Here is a 15,595-nt window from a genome sequence, read left to right on the forward strand (position 1 = left end):
CTGCACGGAAACTGCCACCTCCGTGAAGGTGCCGCGGGAGGAACACGGCAGGGGACATTGATGTGCTGATCGACGCCGAGGACTACCAGCGGATACTCGGAGACGAGCTCCGCAAGCTCAGGCGCAGCCGAGGCTGGACGCGCAAGGAGCTGAACCAGCACCTGCAGAGCGAGATCTCGCTGCAGACGCTGGCCACCTACGAACTGGGCACCAGACAGTGTTCCGTGGTGCGGCTGGTCGAGCTGTGCGTCGCGATGGACGAGCTGCCCCAGGACCTGCTGGCCAAGGTGCACCGGCGGGTGTTCGTCGACGAGCCCGGCCGGGTCCGCGTCGACCTGCGCAAGGTCGTCGCCGACGCGCCGCCCGAACTGCTTCCCCTGCGCCGCTGGGCCGAAGACCGCCTCCGCACGGCCGGTGAGCACGGCCCCGGCGAGGTCGCCCTCGACCTGCCCGCCCTGGAGCGGATGGCGGAGCTCTGCGAACTGCCCACTGTGGACCTGATCGCCAGCCTCCGCCGCTACGTCTCCCGCTGATCCCCGAAAGCCGTGAAGGGCACCCCCAGGGACTCAACAGCCCTGAGGGTGCCCTTCACGACAGATCGGGTTCAGCCGACGAGGTAGTCCTCGCGCCGCACCTTTCGCGTGTCGAGCCAGTAGCGCCAGGTGAACCCGGGCCAGATCGTCCGGTTGACGCCTTTCGCGTCCAGGTACCAGCTCTTGCAGCCGCCGCGGGTCCAGATGCCCTTCGCGAGCTTGCGCTGGATCCGCGTGTTGAACCGCTCCTGCACCTCGGCCTTCGGCTCGATCGCCCGGCCGCCCGCGAGCCGCAGCGCCTCGGCGACGTAGGAGATCTGCGCCTCGATCATGAACACCACCGAGTTGTGGCCGAGACCGGTGTTCGGGCCGAGCAGGAAGAACAGGTTCGGGAAGCCGGCGACGGTGATCCCGAGGTGCGTCCGCATCCCCTCGGTCGCCCACTCCTTGCCGAGGTTGCGCCCGTCGCGGCCGACGATCTCCAGGTCGTCGAAGGCGTCGGAGACGTGGAAACCGGTGCCGTAGACGATCGCGTCGACCTCGTGCTCGACCCCGGCCGCGTCGACGACGCTGTGCTCGCGGACCTCCCGGACGCCGTCGGTCACGACGTCGACGTTGTCCCGCGCGAGCGCCGGGTAGTAGTCGTTCGAGATGAGCACGCGCTTGCAGCCCATGGTGTAGTCCGGCGTGACCTTGCGGCGCAGCACCGGGTCCTGGATGGCCTGGTCGATGTTGCGCTTGGCCAGGCGCTGGCCGATCTTCATCATCCACGTCTGGCCGTTGAAGCCGATGGCGCGCGCCTCGAGCGTCCAGTAGAGGAAGTTGCGGTAGGCGCGCTGGGCGAGCGGGAACGCCTTGAACAGCGTCCGCGCGCGGCCGGACATCTCGTGGTCGGCCTTCGGCATGATCCACGGCGGCGTGCGCTGGAACAGCGTCAGCTGCCCGGCCTCCGGCGCGATCCGCGGCACGAACTGGACGGCGCTGGCGCCGGTGCCGATCACCGCGACCCGCTTGCCCGCGAGGTCGACGTCGTGGCGCCACCGCGCGGAGTGGAACGCCGGGCCCGCGAAGTTCTCGATGCCCGGCAGCTCCGGGATCTGCGGCAGGTGCAGCGCCCCGACGCCGGCGACCAGTGCCTGACCCGCGAACTCGTCGCCGCCCCTCGTGGCGACGTGCCAGCGGTTCTCCTCGCCGTCCCAGCGGGCCCCGGTCATCTCCTGGCCGAAGCGGATGAACCGGCGCAGGTCGTGCTTGTCGGCCACCTCGCGCATGTAGCGCCAGATCTCCGGCTGCGGCGAATACGCCCGCGACCAGCCGGGGTTCTGCTCGAAGGAGAACGAGTACATGTGCGACGGGATGTCGCAGGCGCACCCCGGGTAGCTGTTGTCGCGCCACGTGCCACCGACGTCGTGCGCCTTCTCGAGGATGACGAAGTCGTCGCGCCCCTCCTTGCGCAGCTGGATCGCCATGCCGAGACCGGAGAACCCGGTCCCGACGATGACGACCCCGGTCTCCGTGCGGTTGCCCATGACCTGCCTCCCGGTTTCCTGTTACCCGTCGTCCAGCTTACTCAGAGTAGGTTACTACCGGTAGAGTGTTGCCCGTGACCACCGCCAAGCGCAAGCGCATGCCCCGGGCCGAGCGGATGCGGCAGATGATCGACGTCGCCGAGCAGGTCTTTTCGGCGCGCGGCTACGCGGCGGCGTCCATGGACGAGATCGCCGAGCTGGTGGGCGTCTCGAAGCCGATGCTCTACGAGTACTTCAACTCGAAGGAAGGCCTGCTCCTGGCCTGCATCCAGGAGTCGCGCGCGGTCCTGCGGGAGGTCACCGAGCAGGCGATGGTGGGCGCGACCAGCGCCGAAGACGCCCTGCGGCGCGGCCTGCTGGCGTTCTTCGTGTTCATCCGGGAGCGGCGGCAGGCTTGGTCACTGCTGCGGCACGAGATGGCGCTGATCGGCACGCCGGCCGCCGACGAGGTCGAGGAGACCCGCCGGCAGCAGACCGACCTCATCGCCGCACTGATGAGCGGTTATTTCACCGGAGACGACGACCTGCAAGCCGAAGCGGCCGCGGAATTCGTCGTCGGAGCCTGCGAGCGGCTCGCTATCTGGTGCGAGCGCCACGAAGAAGTGACCCCCGAAATGGCCACCGGGTACGCGATGGACGTCCTTTGGGCTGGACTTCGGGGTCGTGCACGGTAATCTGCTCGTGCATTAGGCCATTCGGTCGTTACTCAGCGCACTTTGCGCTCCGTGTCTTGTGACACAGAGTTGCTCTACGGTATCGATGACACGGTACAAAAGTGTGCTGGGCTTCGCGCGGTCGTGAACAGGGTGGCGGGAACCACGTCATAAGGGCGTGGCGACCGGGTCACGTACGCGTGAGGGCATGCTGGAGAGGGAGAGGGGCGTGAGGCAGATGGTGGAAGCGATCACGGCGACGTACGTCCAACAGGACGCGGACTGGGCGATCACGGTCAGCGGCCAGGGCAAGGAGCTGACCGCCCGGGCACCGGGCATCATCGCCGCTCGGGACCGCGCGGACCAGCTGGTCGAACAGCTGGCCGTCGGCGGCCGGACCACGGTGGTGCACCTGATCAACGGCAGTGCGCTGGACTTCACCAGCGCCTACATGACCGCCCGGCTGACGCTCCCGAAGCTCCCGCCGCTCGAGGTCCCGCCGCCCGGCAGCGTGCCGAAGCAGCAGACCGCCGAGAAGGTTGTCGAGAAGGTCGAGAAGCCGGCCGAGAAGAAGCCGGTGCTGCCGACGGGCAAGCAGCTCCCCAAGGAAGTCGAGGAGCCCAAGCCGGTGGCCGAGCCGGCCCCCGAGGTCGAAACGAAGACCCCGGCCAAGCCGGCCCGCGCCTGAGCTACTTGAGGAGCTTGCGCACCAGCAGGGCGAGCACCAGGACACCCGCACCGATCAGCGGGTACTTGACCTTGGGGTTGTCCAGCTTGGCGCGCACGCCGTTCTTGGCCGCGTCCGCGAGCTTCTTCGGGTCGGCCTTGACGGTCAGCTGGTCGAGCGTCGCCGCCAGGGCGGTTCGAGCCTGCTCGATCTCACGCTCGATCGTCTCGGGATCGCGGGCCACGGGTCCTCCTCGCCGCAAGGGACTGCTGGTGGCCAACGTTAGCTGGCCCGCCCCCGGAACCCCGCACCGGCCACGGCCCGGCGTGGCGAAGGCCGCAGCACGCTACGCTTCCGGATGCGCAGGGCCCGTAGCCCAATTGGCAGAGGCACACGGTTTAGGTCCGTGCCAGTGAGAGTTCGAGTCTCTCCGGGCCCACTCGAATCCCCTGAGCAGCAACGACACCCTGCGGCGCCGAGCACCTGGAACGCCGCGTACAGCAGAAGTACGGCTTCCGGTCCCTCCGGGCCCACCTCGGTTCGCTTCCGCCGACCGAGGACTTCGCGGCACACTCGCCCATCATTCGACGAGGACCACGAGGCGTATCCGGCGAACATCGCCGAAGGCATCCCCGATCCGGCGATCTTCGCCCTGCTCCCCTGAAGCTCAGCCGAGCGTGACGTGCGGTGCCAGCGCCCGCAGGAAGTCCGGGGCGTCGAACAGCTCGCCCGCCGAGGCGACGCCCTTCGCCTTGGTGCGGCCCGTCAGGATCCGCTCCACCGCCTCCACCGCGAGCGGCGCCGTGACCGCGTAGATGTCCCGGCCCCGCGCCACCATCCGGCGCTCCTCGCCACCAGACCGCACCACGACATCGACCACGAACGTCTCCGGGGCCCCCGACCGCTCCTGCGCCGCCGACAGGCCCTCGGCCGCCACCGACGTCATGTACGTCGTCACCGACGGGACCTTCAGGTGGCTGGGGATCGTCACGACGTCGGCCATCGTGAACTCGCCGAGCACCGGCTGTGCGCCCAGCGGCTCGGGGAACGGCCACGACAGCTTCGGCAGCGCGTCGTCGTGGTGCTCCAGGCGACCGTCCGCGAACCGGATGCGCTTGCCGCCCCGTCGCGTGTGGGAGACGCGGCCTGCGGCGAGCGTTCCCGCCGTCGGGTGCCAGCCGCTCAGGCCGTACGCGACGTGGATCTCGTCCGCGCCCGTCCAGTCGCCCATCGCCGCCGTGGCCAGCAGGTCGCCGAGACCGCCGTAGAAGGCCATCGCCGGGACGACCACGGTGTCCGCGTCCGCGAAGCGCGCGAAGGTGTCGAGGTTGGCCTCCAGCTCGGCCGCGACGTCCACGTACGGCACGCCCGCCCGCTGCGCCGCCTCGATCACCGGGGCGGCCGTCTCGGCGAAGGGTCCTGCGGTGTTGATCACCGCGGCCACGCCCGCCAGCGCGCGGTCGAGCGACGCCGGGTCGTCGACCGACGCCGGCCGGCCGCCGGGCAGGCGCGCCGCGTCGCGGCCGGAGAGGATCGGCTCGAAGCCGCGTTCGCGCAGCTCGGCCACCACGAAACGGCCGGTGTGCCCGTAGGCGCCGTAAACCAGTACCGATGTCATGCAGCCATCCTGACGAGCGCCGCGCCGCGCTGACAGTGTCCGGAACGCCATCCTGCGTACAATTCCGGACATGAAGACTGTGGCGCTGGCCGCGACCGACGGGATGCTGTCCTTCGAGCTGGCCATCGCGTCGGAGGTCTTCGGCGAGAACCCGCGGTACGACTTCGCCGTCTGCGGCTCGGCGCCCGTGCTGGTCGGCCGGTTCCGGCTGGAGCCGGAGCACGGGTTCGACCGGCTGGCGCGCGCCGACACGGTCCTCGTGCCGGGCTGGGCGGACGTCGACGTCGACCCGCCTGCCGACCTGCTCGACGCCGTGCGCGAGGCCCACGCGCGGGGCGCGCGGGTGGCGTCCCTCTGCACCGGCGCGTTCGTGCTGGCCGCCGCCGGCCTGCTCGACGGCCTGCGCGCGACGACCCACTGGGCCCACACCGGCGTGCTGGCCGAGCGCTACCCGGCGGTGACCGTCGACCCGGACGTGCTCTACGTCGACAACGGCAGCGTCCTGACGTCGGCGGGCAAGGCCGCGGCGATGGACCTGTGCCTGCACCTGGTCCGCACCGACCACGGCTCGGCCGTCGCCAACACGATCGCCCGCCGCCTGGTCGTGCCGCCGCACCGCGACGGCGGCCAGGCCCAGTTCGTCCCGGCCCCGGTGCCCGCCCGGGACGACCACCCGCTCACCGAGCTGCTCCCCTGGGCGGCCGAGCGCCTGGACCGGCCGCTGTCGGTGGACGACCTGGCGCGGCGGGCCACCATGAGCACCCGCACGCTGACCCGCCACTTCCGGACGGTCACCGGCACGACCCCGTTGCAGTGGCTGCTGACCCAGCGCATCCGCCGCGCGCAGGAGCTGCTGGAGACGTCGAAGAGCAGCGTCGACGCCATCGCGGAGGCGGTCGGCATGGGCACGGCCACGACGTTGCGCCGGCACTTCCACCGCACGGTCGGCGTGGCCCCGGACGCCTACCGCCGGACGTTCCGCGGTCAGTAGCGGACGTCGCTCTGCAGCAGGGGCGGGTAGACCGCCGACGGCTCGCCGTCGACCGTCGTGCCCGCGAACTGCAGCATCGCGCGCTGGGCGCCGCGCATCGGGGCCGGGTAGTCGAGCGTCGGCGCCGAGACGTCGTCCAGCCGGGCGAGCTGGTCCGCCGAAAGCGCGATCTCCAGCGCCGCGAGGTTGCCGCTCAGGTGCTCCAGGCGGCGGGCGCCGACGATCGGGACGACCGTGCCCGGGCGGGCGCGCAGCCAGGCCAGGGCCACCGCGGCGGACGTCGTGCCCAGCTCGCCGGCGATCGCCGCGACGGCCTCGACGACGTCGAACTCCGCTTCGCTCGGGCCGCCGACGTACGCCGTGCGGGCCGACTCGGGGGTGCCGGCGCCGCGGCGGTACTTGCCGGACAGGAAGCCGTTCTTCAGCGGGCTCCACGGCGTCAGCGCGATCCCCTGGTCGAGCGCGAACGGGGCGAGCTCGCCCTCGACGGTGCGGGCCAGCAGCGAGTACTCGACCTGCAGCGCGATCAGCGGCGTCCAGCCCCGCAGCTGCGCGGTCGTCTGGGCCTGCGCGGTGACCCACGCCGGGGTGTTGGAGAAGCCGACGTAGCGGATCTTGCCCGCGCGGACCAGGTCGTCGAGGGTCCGCAGGGTCTCCTCGATCGGGGTGTTGCGGTCCCAGTTGTGCAGCCAGTACAGGTCGAGGTAGTCGGTCCGCAGGCGGCGCAAGGTCTGGTCGAGCTGGGCGATGATCGACGCGCGGCCCGCGCCGCCGCCGTTCGGGTCGCCGGGGAACATGTTGCCGAAGAACTTGGACGCCAGCACGACGTGCTGGCGGCGCCCGGGCCGCGCGGCGAAGAAGTCGCCGAGGATCTTCTCCGAGTGGCCGTTGGTGTAGAAGTTGGCCGTGTCGACGAAGTTCCCGCCCAGGTCCAGGTACGACGCGAGGATCTTCTCGGACTCCTCGACGCTGCAGCCGGCGCCGCCCGGGTCCTCGCCGAAGGTCATCGCACCGAGCGCGAACGGGCTGACGCGCAGACCGGACCGGCCGAGGGTGACGTAGTGGTCGAGTGACATGAAACGCTCCTTGCGTGTCGGATTGCCTGCCACCAGGAAACGCGAATCACCAGCTCAGCGGTAGATCGATCCACGCGACCTCTTGCACGATCCTGCCGACCTTGGTTCCCTTGAGACATGCTGCTCGCCGAGATCCGCGACCTCATCGCGGCGCACGCCCACGCGGACCTGCGCACCCGCGTGCCGGGCCTGCTGCTGTCCGAAGTGGACTCCGCGGAGCCGCACCATTCGCTGACGGAGCCGCTGCTGGTCGTCATGGCGCAGGGCGGCAAGCGGTTGCTCCTGGGCGAGCAGGTGCACGAGTACACGGCCGGGCAGTACCTCCTGGTCACCACGGACCTGCCGGTGACCGGCCACTTCGTGGGCGCGTCGCCGCGGACGCCGGCGTTGGGCATGGGCTTGACCCTGCGGCCCGCGGCCATCGCGCCGCTGCTGCTGGAGACACCGCCGACGCGCTCGCGCGACACGTCGCCGATCGCGATCGGCGACGCCGGCGTCGACCTGCTGGACGCCACCGCGCGGCTGCTGCGCCTGCTCGACCACCCGGCGGACGCGCCGGTGCTCGCGCCGCTGATCGAGCGCGAGATCCTGTGGCGGCTGCTCACCGGCCCGCACGGCGGCCTGCTGCGCCAGATCGGCCTGGCCGACAGCAGCCTGTCGCACGTCAGCCGGGCGATCCGCTGGATCCGCGGCAACTACGCCGAGCCGATGCGCGTCGACGAGCTGGCGCGGCTGACCGGCATGAGCCCGTCGGCGTTCCACCGCCACTTCCGCGCGGTGACGGCGATGAGCCCGCTGCAGTTCCAGAAGCGCATCCGCTTGCAGGAAGCGCGGTCCCTGCTGGTCGCCGGCGCGGGCGACATCGCCGGGGTGGGGCACCTCGTGGGGTACGACAGCCCGTCGCAGTTCAACCGCGAGTACCGGCGGTTGTTCGGGGCGCCGCCCGGTCAGGACGCGGCGCGCCTGCGCGAGGCCGCGGCGCCGGCGGCGCAACTGCCCTGACCGCCGATCCGTTCAAGACCGCCGGCCGCGCCGGTGCGACCCTGAACCGGTGACTGCGAACCTCTCCGCGGCGGCGTCCTTCCTGGCCACGCACGCCCGTCTCCTCGACCGCCGCCGCTTCGAACTGCTTCTCGGTGAGACCGACGCCGCCGCCGTGCTCGCCGCCGTCGACGGCTATCGCAATCCCGACGGCGGCTACGGCTGGGGCCTCGAACCGGACCTGCGCGCCCCGGAAAGCCAGCCCGGCGGCGCCCTGCACGCGTTCGAGGTGTTCGAAGACATCGCCCCGGACACCGCGCCGCACGCGGCGAAGCTCTGCGACTGGCTGGCCGGCGCGTCCCGCCCCGACGGTGGCCTGCCCTTCGCGCTGCCGGTGGCCGACCCGGCGGGCTGCGCGCCGTTCTGGGTCCAGGCCGATCCCGACGAAGCCACCTTGCAGAGCACGGCGTTCGCGGCCGCCGTCGCGCTGCGCGTCGCGCGGCACGACCGCACCGTGCGCGACCACCCGTGGCTGGCCGGTGCGACGCAGTACTGCTTCCGCGCCATCGAAGAACTCTCCGAAGCGCCGCACGCGATCGTGCTGTCCTTCGCGGTGCAGTTCGCCGACGCGGCCCACGACATTCACCCCGGGGCGAGCGAGCTGCTGGACCACCTAGGCGCGTTCGTCCCGGCCGACGGCCTGGCCGCGGTGGCCGGCGGTTCCGAGGGCGAAACCCTGCGCGCCCTGGACTTCGCGCCGCTGCCGGACCGCCCGGCGCGCGCGTTGTTCAAGCAGGACGTGATCGACGCCGAGCTGCGGCGGCTCGCCGGGGAGCAGCAGGACGACGGCGGCTGGCGCGTCGACTTCGCGAGCTTCTCGCCCGCCGCGGCCCTCGAATGGCGCGGCTACGCCACCGTGCGTGCCGTGTCGATCCTGCAGCGCAACGGCGTCCTCTGACCTATCGCGGAAAGCTCTACACGGGTGACGCCGACGTTCACTCGGCCGTGGCGTATCACATCGCAGCCCGTGAGACGACCACGGACGGCGACGTGCCGACGTCACCGAACGGAGCCGGCCGGACGGCGGCCGGCGGGCGGCCGGCGGGCGGCCGGCGGGCGACCGGCGGGCGACCGGACCACCTGGGGTGGCACGGCCTCCGCCCGCCGCCGTCGCGACGGCCGGTCGAAGCCGTCGAACCCGCTCGAACGAGCGCGCGGCCGTTGTCTGGTTCGGGACGAAACTCCTGATCATCACGCGGCTTCCGGTGTCCGGCGCCGAACCCGTAGGGTGACGGGGAAGCCGGTACCCGGAGGTGAGCCATGGCGTCGCGCAACCCCCTTGGCTGGTTCGCCCGCTGGGCGGACTGGTTCGAAGGACGCGGCGTCTACGTGCCCGGCGAGGAGAGCCGCGCGGTCGACCCGGTCCGCGATTTCGGCTGGCTGATGGCCGCCTGGGTCGCCGGAGTGGCGATCTTCATCCTGTTGTTCGCCCTCGCGGTTTAAGTGGCATGTGGATGGTGATTGTCACCACCCGTGCCGTTCCGGTCACGGATTGGCCACGGGGCGGCACCAGGTGCGCGACAACCCCCCGTGGCGCCTCGTAACCCCGCGCGATCACGACCAGAGTGGAGCGGGTTCGCCCGGCACACCCCGATGCCGACGGCACCCCCGACCCGCCGACTGGAGTACCCGCGATGGCGCCCGCGCGCACGTGCAAGATCATTTTCACCTCAGGGCTGTTGTGCCTGGCGGTGGCGTGCGGGGTCCCGGCGCAGGAAGGCACCGCCGCGCTCGGCGCCGGCTCCCCCGCACCCGCGGGTGCCGCGGCGGCCCAGGCGGGCAACGACCTGAAGTTCGGCGCCGACCACCGGTTCGCCAGCGGCGTCACCATCTCGGTCGGCTCGCCCCAGTCGTTCCAGCCCAGCCCGTCGGCGTACCCGCAGAGCCCGCGCGGCGCAGCCTTCGACGTCCTGCTGACCAACAACGGCACCACGACGTACAAGCTTTCGGGCCTCGCGGTCACGGCCACCGCGTCCGGCGCGGCGGTCAAGCAGGTCGTCGACACGACGCAGGGCTTCACCGGCATCGCCGACGCGGGCAAGGACGTGCTGCCGGGCCGCTCGGTGCACGTCACCCTGGCCTTCGCGGTGCCGCAGGACCCGACGCAGCTCCGGCTGCGGGTCAGGCCCAGCACGACCGAAGAAGCCGTGGTCACCTACTGCGGACCCGCCTGAGCAGGCGCCCGTTACGCTCGGCGGCATGACCGAGCGCCTTTCCCCCGGTGACGACGCCCCGGACTTCGCACTGCCCGACAGCGAGGGCAAGGAAGTGTCGCTGCGCGAGTTCCGCGGCAAGTCCGTCGTCGTGTACTTCTACCCGGCCGCGAGCACGCCGGGCTGCACCAAGCAGGCCTGCGACTTCCGCGACAACCTCGCCGAGCTGAACGACGCCGGCTACCAGGTCATCGGCATCTCACCGGACACGCAGGCGAAGCTCGCGAAGTTCGTCGCGAACGAAGAGCTGACGTTCCCGCTGCTGGGCGACCCGGACAAGACCGTGATCGAGGCGTGGGGCGCGTACGGCGAGAAGAAGAACTACGGAAAGACGTACCTGGGCGTCATCCGCTCGACGTTCGTCGTCGACCCGGAAGGCAAGATCGCGCAGGCCTTCTACAACGTCCGCGCGACCGGTCACGTCGCGAAGCTGATCCGGGATCTCGGCCTGGCCGCCTGATCACCGCGGAGCTGCCCGGTCACGGGGCCGGGCAGCTCACGCCGTCAGCCGGCCAACGCCGGCGCGAGCAGCCAACCTTCACACCAGCGCGCCTCGGAGTCCTCGGAACGGCTTCCTCGGCGAGCTTCGCGGCCAGCTTCCGCGGATCCAGCGCGGTGACCGGATCGGCCGCGACGGCCTTCGACATCGCCCAGTCCCACTGCACGAGCCGCGACACCTCGGACGCGAGGCACAGCTCCCGGACCCGCTCGTCGGTGTCGAGCACCCGAGCGACGAGATCGGCGTTTTCGCGGCCCGGCAGGAACCTGCCCGAGGTGACGCTGGGGTACGCGGGTGTGCTCGCGCCGATGCCGGCCGCCCCCGCCACCGCCTCGACGAGACGGCGGAGGAGTCCCAGCGGCTGATCGAGCCGTGGCGCACGTGCATGAACGACAAGGGCATGCACGTGGTGGAGACCCCGGACAACGACGAGTCCCCGTGGACCTACGGAAGCGACACCCAACCGCCGAACGCGGACAAGATCGAACACGACTGCGAAGTCTCGATCCTCGGCCCGAGTGACAAGCAGAGTTCGCCCATTCGGCCGTGTGACATCCCGATAAGCTTTCGTCCCGTGTCCGTGCCGAGCCAGATCCCCGCCGACGTCGCCGAGCTCACCGTTCCGGCGGACCAGGGCCCCGACGAGCTGGTCGAAGAGCTGTACGCCCGGATCCCGGGCCTGGCCGAGCAGGTGCTGGTCAGGTTCGAGGATCGGCTGGACAGAGGCATCGGCCACGCCGCCGATCGCGAAACGGCGCGCACGAAGATCAAGGACCGCGTGACCGAGGACGCGGCGACCTTCCTCAGCGAAACCAACGAGCAGATCTCCCGGTTGCGCCAGGCCCGCCGGGACCTGGCCGCGCACGAACGGCGTCCGGCTCCCTCGGCCCCGCGGCTGCCGGACGCCCGGGACAAACGCGCCCACGCCGGCCTGGGCCTGGTCTTCGGCACCGGTGTGCTGGTCCCCCTCGTCTTCTGGCAGCTCCTCCAGGTGCCGATGAGCACGTCCGGGCAGGTCTGGACCTCGGTGGCGGTCGTGGTGGCCGGCCTCGTCCTGATGTGGCCCGCCGGCCGGGTCGTGGTGCGGGCCGGGCAACGGCTCGCCGGCACGAAGTTCAGCGACGGCGGCGGCTGGCTGCTCGTAGTCGGCGTCCCCACGACGTACGCGCTGTCCCTCTGGCGGCTTTGGCCGTCCTCGGCCGAGGGCATGGGCCCGGTCCTGGCGGTCGTGGTCTGGGTCGTCGCGGCCCTGCTGGTCTGGTTCGTGACCTTCATCCTGTACAGCATCGTCAACCTGCCCACCAAGGCGAAGCCGCAGGCGAACTGCCTGGCGGTGGCCCTCGTCCGCCGGGAGCTGCTCGTCACGGTCGTCGTGGCCGTGCTCCTGGCTCCGGTGCTGACCGGCGTCGTCCCGGTGCCGTGGCCCGCGTGGGTCGTCTGGCTTGCGCTGGACGCGCTCCTGCTCGCGGGGACGGCGCTCGGCGGACCGCTGTCGCTCCTGGCCCCGCTCGCCTTCTCGGACGACGTCGCGCGGTACGGCAGCCGGGCGTGGGAACGACGCCGCGACGAGCTGCGGGACCTGCGGGAGGCCGCCGACCAGGCGTGGTCGGCCGCGGCCGCCGCACCTGTCGAGCGCAGCGTGCGGCACCACCTCAACGCCGTGCTGGAGCCGCCGTTCAGCACGGTGCTGCCGGAGCTCGAGCGCGGCTCGCTCGGTCAGATGCGGGCCGGTGACCGGGTGGTCACGGACACAGCGGCCGGTGTCCGGTTGAAGTCGCTCCTGGCGGGGATCAGCGGCGGCGCGGTCGGCATGGCCGGGCCGCGCGGCGTCGGGAAGTCCACCCTGCTGGAGGCCTACCAGGCCGGGCAGCTGCTGAAGACCGGCGGTGTGCACGTCGCGCTCCTCGAAAGCGTCCCGGTGCGCTACGACGTCCGCGAGTTCACGCTGTACCTCTACGCTCGGATGTGCGCGGCGGTGATCGACTTCTGCGCCGGCCGGGCCACCACGAGCCCGAAGCCGCCCAGCGCCTGGCCGGCCCGCCGGGCCCGGCTTCGCCGGCTGTGGCCGTTCGCCGCGGTGGTGGTGGCGTGGCTCGGACTGGGCCTCGCCGGCACGTTCGCCCTGCGCGACCCGAAGTTCGACTTCCGGGTGTGGCTCACCTCGATGTGGTGGCCGGTGGTGTCCGTGGTCGCGGTGGCCGGGCTGGCCGCGATGGCCGCCCGCCGTCGTCCCGGCCCGGCCGCCACCACGCCGCCGGCCGAGCCCGCCGGGACGCGGCCCGGCAGCCTGGCCGAGCTGCGGACGATCGCCACCCACCGGCTCGCCGAAATCGAGTTCCAGCAGAAGCACACCGCGGGCTGGTCGGGCAAGGCCGGCCTGCCGATCGGCGTCGAAGCGACCACCACCAGGTCACGGGAGACGACCCGGCAGCCGCGCACCTACCCGGAGATCATCCGCGGGTTCCGCGACTTCCTCGACCTGACGATCACGTGCCTCGCCCGGGAGCCGGAGGTCTCGCGGCCGGCGGTGGTCATCATCCTCGACGAGCTGGACAAGATCGTCGCCCCCGACGCGGCCCAGGACTTCGTCAACGAGGTGAAGGCGCTGCTGACCCTCGACGTCCCGGGCTTCCTGCTCCTCGTCTCCGTGTCGGAGGACGCCCTGGCCTCGTTCGAACGGCGGGGCCTGCCGGTGCGGGACGCGTTCGACAGCGCCTTCGACGTCATCTTCCGCGTGGAGTACCTCAAGCTGCGCGACGCGCGGCAGGTGCTGACCGGCCGCGTCCTCGGCCTGCCCGAGCCGTTCATCTGCCTGTGCCACTGCCTGGCCGGCGGGCTGCCGCGGGAGCTCATCCGCGTCGCGCGGCAGGTGGTCGGCGACAGCGGTTCCCTCGACCGCGTCACGCGCCGGCTCGTCGAGCAGGACCTCCTGGAGAAACGAGGCGCCCTGCGCACGGTCGTGACCCGCGGCGCGTACGACGAGGTCCTCGTCAGCGACCTGGTCCGCCACATCGACGCGCACGCCGTCGCCGAGCCGGCGAAACTGCTGCACGCGGCCGCGCACCCGCCGGTCGCGGGCGGGCGGACACCGGAATCGGCCGAGCTGCACCGGCTGCAGCTCGAAACCCTGGGGTACCTCTACTACCTGGGCACGATCCTGGAGGTCTTCGGGCCCGCCTTCAGCCCGCGGTCCCTCGAACTCGGCCGCACCGAAGGCGACGCGTCCTTCGACACCCTCACCTCGGTGCGCCAGCTGTTCCCGGTGAACGCCCGGCTCGCCTGGCTCACCGTCAGCGCCTTCCGCGAGGCGTGGCACCTGGAGACCGTCCGCCCGCCGGGCGACGACGACCGTCCACAAGCGACTGGCGGCTAGCTCTCCGCGAGGTCCCGCAGCGCCGGGAGCAACGCCCGCAGCGCCCTTCCCCGGTGGGAGACGGCGTCCTTTTCGGACGGCTCCATCTCCGCCGACGTCCGGGTCCCGCCGTCCGGGCGGAAGATCGGGTCGTAGCCGAAACCGTTGGTGCCACGGCGTTCCCGGACCATGGTGCCGCGCCACTCGCCGCGGACCACCGTCTCCTCACCCGACGTCAAGACCAACGCCGCCGCGCAGACGAACTGCGCGCCGCGGCGCTCGTCCGGGACGTCGCCGAGCTGGGCCAGCACCAGGTTCAGGTTGGCGTCGTCGTCGCCGTGGCCGCCCGACCAGCGGGCCGACAGCACACCCGGCATGCCGTTCAACGCGTCCACCGCGATGCCCGAGTCGTCCGCGATCGCGGGCAGACCGCACGCCGCCACGGCGTCACGTGCCTTCGCGACGGCGTTGCCCTCGAAGTCCGGCGCGGTTTCGGGCGCCTCCGGGAACGGCTCGACGTCCGCGAGGCCGAGGACCTCGATGCCGGAGATGCCCTCGGCGAGCAGGATCCGGCGAAGCTCGCCGAGCTTCTTCGCGTTGCGAGTGGCGAGAAGCAGCTTCGTCACTTCGAGCCCTTCTTCTTGTCCGGACGCGGCTCCGGCAGCTCGCCCGGGTACGGCAGCGCCAGCGCCTCGTTCTGCAGCCGGGTCAGCTCCTCGCAGCCGGCCTGCGCCAGGTCCAGCATCTTGTCCAAAGTGGACCGCGCGAAGGTGGCGCCCTCGCCGGTGCCCTGGACCTCGACCAGCGTGCCCGCGTCCGTGGCCACCACGTTCATGTCGACCTCGGCGCGCGAGTCCTCTTCGTACGGCAGGTCGAGGCGCACCCGGCCGTCGACGACGCCGACGCTCACCGCGGCCACCGAGGACGACAGCGGCTGCGGGTCGTTGAGCCGGTTCGCCGCGGCCAGCCAGGTGATCGCGTCCGCGAGGGCCACGTAACCGCCGGTCACCGCGGCCGTGCGGGTGCCGCCGTCGGCCTGGATGACGTCGCAGTCGATGACGATCGTGTTCTCGCCCAGCGCGGCCAAGTCGATGCAGGCCCGCAGCGAACGGCCGATCAGCCGCGAGATCTCGTGCGTGCGCCCGCCGATGCGGCCCTTGACCGATTCACGGTCGCCGCGCGTGTTCGTCGCGGACGGCAGCATCGCGTACTCGGCCGTCACCCACCCGAGGCCGGAACCGGCCCGCCAGCGCGGCACCCCTTCGGTGACACTCGCGGCGCACAGCACCCGCGTGTTGCCGAATTCGATCAACACCGAACCCGCGGGCCACTGCTGGAACCCCCGGGTGATCTTGATGTCGCGGAGCTGGTCGTCGTTCCTGCCATCTTTTCGAGCCACGAAGAGCACTCTAGGACCGCGCCG

Annotated in this window: 17 protein-coding genes and 1 tRNA gene; 11 read left to right on the forward strand and 7 right to left on the reverse strand. The window is 71.7% G+C overall.

Translation table 11 applies throughout. The features are described from left to right. The first annotated feature begins 62 nt into the window (after positions 1–62). Positions 63–533: a helix-turn-helix domain-containing protein gene (locus MUY22_RS03440; protein WP_247056958.1), complete on the forward strand. Its 471-nt coding sequence runs from the start codon at positions 63–65 to the stop codon at positions 531–533. A 71-nt stretch (positions 534–604) separates the two neighbouring features. On the opposite strand, the gene MUY22_RS03445 is transcribed toward MUY22_RS03440, so the two are convergent. Next, complete coding sequence (locus tag MUY22_RS03445; RefSeq protein WP_247056960.1) at positions 605–2,062, reverse strand: NAD(P)/FAD-dependent oxidoreductase; 1,458 nt, start codon at positions 2,060–2,062, stop codon at positions 605–607. Between the two features lie 116 nt (positions 2,063–2,178). Here MUY22_RS03445 and MUY22_RS03450 point away from each other — a divergent pair, with 116 nt between their 5' ends. After that, positions 2,179–2,736 (forward strand): TetR/AcrR family transcriptional regulator, encoded by a 558-nt coding sequence (locus MUY22_RS03450; RefSeq protein ID WP_247063615.1) that lies wholly within the window; start codon positions 2,179–2,181, stop codon positions 2,734–2,736. A 217-nt stretch (positions 2,737–2,953) separates the two neighbouring features. Beyond that, positions 2,954–3,403 (forward strand): hypothetical protein, encoded by a 450-nt coding sequence (locus MUY22_RS03455; protein ID WP_247063617.1) that lies wholly within the window; start codon positions 2,954–2,956, stop codon positions 3,401–3,403. A 1-nt stretch (position 3,404) separates the two neighbouring features. Here MUY22_RS03455 and MUY22_RS03460 read toward each other — a convergent pair whose 3' ends face one another. Beyond that, the gene (locus MUY22_RS03460; protein WP_247056962.1) at positions 3,405–3,626 is read right to left on the reverse strand and encodes a DUF3618 domain-containing protein; all 222 of its coding nucleotides are present in this window, start codon (positions 3,624–3,626) and stop codon (positions 3,405–3,407) included. Positions 3,627–3,747: 121 nt separating this feature from the next. Between MUY22_RS03460 and MUY22_RS03465 the strand changes: the two genes are divergently transcribed. Further along, positions 3,748–3,821, forward strand: a tRNA-Leu gene (locus tag MUY22_RS03465). 228 nt (positions 3,822–4,049) lie between these two features. On the opposite strand, the gene MUY22_RS03470 is transcribed toward MUY22_RS03465, so the two are convergent. Continuing rightward, on the reverse strand, positions 4,050–5,000 hold the full coding sequence (locus MUY22_RS03470) for an NAD(P)H-binding protein (protein WP_247056964.1): 951 nt from the start codon (positions 4,998–5,000) through the stop codon (positions 4,050–4,052). Positions 5,001–5,070: 70 nt separating this feature from the next. On the opposite strand from MUY22_RS03470, the gene MUY22_RS03475 reads away from it, so the two are divergent. Next, entirely contained in the window at positions 5,071–5,991 is a 921-nt protein-coding gene (locus tag MUY22_RS03475; protein WP_247056966.1) for a helix-turn-helix domain-containing protein, read from the forward strand. On the opposite strand, the gene MUY22_RS03480 is transcribed toward MUY22_RS03475, so the two are convergent. Then, positions 5,985–7,067 carry an aldo/keto reductase gene (locus MUY22_RS03480; RefSeq protein ID WP_247056968.1) on the reverse strand — a complete coding sequence of 361 codons (1,083 nt, stop codon included), beginning with the start codon at positions 7,065–7,067 and terminating at the stop codon, positions 5,985–5,987. The genes MUY22_RS03475 and MUY22_RS03480 overlap by 7 nt on opposite strands. 120 nt (positions 7,068–7,187) lie before the next feature. Between MUY22_RS03480 and MUY22_RS03485 the strand changes: the two genes are divergently transcribed. The 5 genes from MUY22_RS03485 to bcp all read left to right on the forward strand — a co-directional run bounded on the left by MUY22_RS03485 (position 7,188) and on the right by bcp (position 10,781). Beyond that, complete coding sequence (locus tag MUY22_RS03485; protein ID WP_371827650.1) at positions 7,188–8,069, forward strand: AraC family transcriptional regulator N-terminal domain-containing protein; 882 nt, start codon at positions 7,188–7,190, stop codon at positions 8,067–8,069. Between the two features lie 49 nt (positions 8,070–8,118). Continuing rightward, positions 8,119–9,006, forward strand: coding sequence for a hypothetical protein (locus tag MUY22_RS03490; protein WP_247056972.1), 888 nt, complete (start codon positions 8,119–8,121; stop codon positions 9,004–9,006). Between the two features lie 362 nt (positions 9,007–9,368). Then, positions 9,369–9,551 carry a hypothetical protein gene (locus tag MUY22_RS03495; RefSeq protein ID WP_247056974.1) on the forward strand — a complete coding sequence of 61 codons (183 nt, stop codon included), beginning with the start codon at positions 9,369–9,371 and terminating at the stop codon, positions 9,549–9,551. A gap of 191 nt (positions 9,552–9,742) precedes the next feature. Beyond that, on the forward strand, positions 9,743–10,282 hold the full coding sequence (locus MUY22_RS03500) for a hypothetical protein (RefSeq protein WP_247056976.1): 540 nt from the start codon (positions 9,743–9,745) through the stop codon (positions 10,280–10,282). Between the two features lie 25 nt (positions 10,283–10,307). Then, the gene (gene bcp, locus MUY22_RS03505; protein ID WP_247056978.1) at positions 10,308–10,781 is read left to right on the forward strand and encodes a thioredoxin-dependent thiol peroxidase; all 474 of its coding nucleotides are present in this window, start codon (positions 10,308–10,310) and stop codon (positions 10,779–10,781) included. A 19-nt stretch (positions 10,782–10,800) separates the two neighbouring features. Here bcp and MUY22_RS03510 read toward each other — a convergent pair whose 3' ends face one another. Continuing rightward, positions 10,801–11,226, reverse strand: coding sequence for a hypothetical protein (locus tag MUY22_RS03510; protein ID WP_247056980.1), 426 nt, complete (start codon positions 11,224–11,226; stop codon positions 10,801–10,803). A gap of 168 nt (positions 11,227–11,394) precedes the next feature. Here MUY22_RS03510 and MUY22_RS03515 point away from each other — a divergent pair, with 168 nt between their 5' ends. Beyond that, positions 11,395–14,193 carry a transcriptional regulator gene (locus tag MUY22_RS03515; protein ID WP_247056983.1) on the forward strand — a complete coding sequence of 933 codons (2,799 nt, stop codon included), beginning with the start codon at positions 11,395–11,397 and terminating at the stop codon, positions 14,191–14,193. On the opposite strand, the gene rdgB is transcribed toward MUY22_RS03515, so the two are convergent. Both rdgB and rph read right to left on the reverse strand, forming a co-directional pair. Beyond that, positions 14,190–14,798 (reverse strand): RdgB/HAM1 family non-canonical purine NTP pyrophosphatase, encoded by a 609-nt coding sequence (gene rdgB, locus MUY22_RS03520; RefSeq protein WP_247056985.1) that lies wholly within the window; start codon positions 14,796–14,798, stop codon positions 14,190–14,192. The two genes, MUY22_RS03515 and rdgB, sit on opposite strands and share 4 nt — an antisense overlap. After that, positions 14,795–15,571: a ribonuclease PH gene (gene rph, locus MUY22_RS03525; protein WP_247056988.1), complete on the reverse strand. Its 777-nt coding sequence runs from the start codon at positions 15,569–15,571 to the stop codon at positions 14,795–14,797. Before rph ends, rdgB begins: the two co-directional genes overlap by 4 nt. Positions 15,572–15,595: the final 24 nt, after the last annotated feature.

The sequence above is a fragment of the Amycolatopsis sp. WQ 127309 genome, from assembly GCF_023023025.1.
Classification (GTDB): Bacteria; Actinomycetota; Actinomycetes; order Mycobacteriales; family Pseudonocardiaceae; genus Amycolatopsis.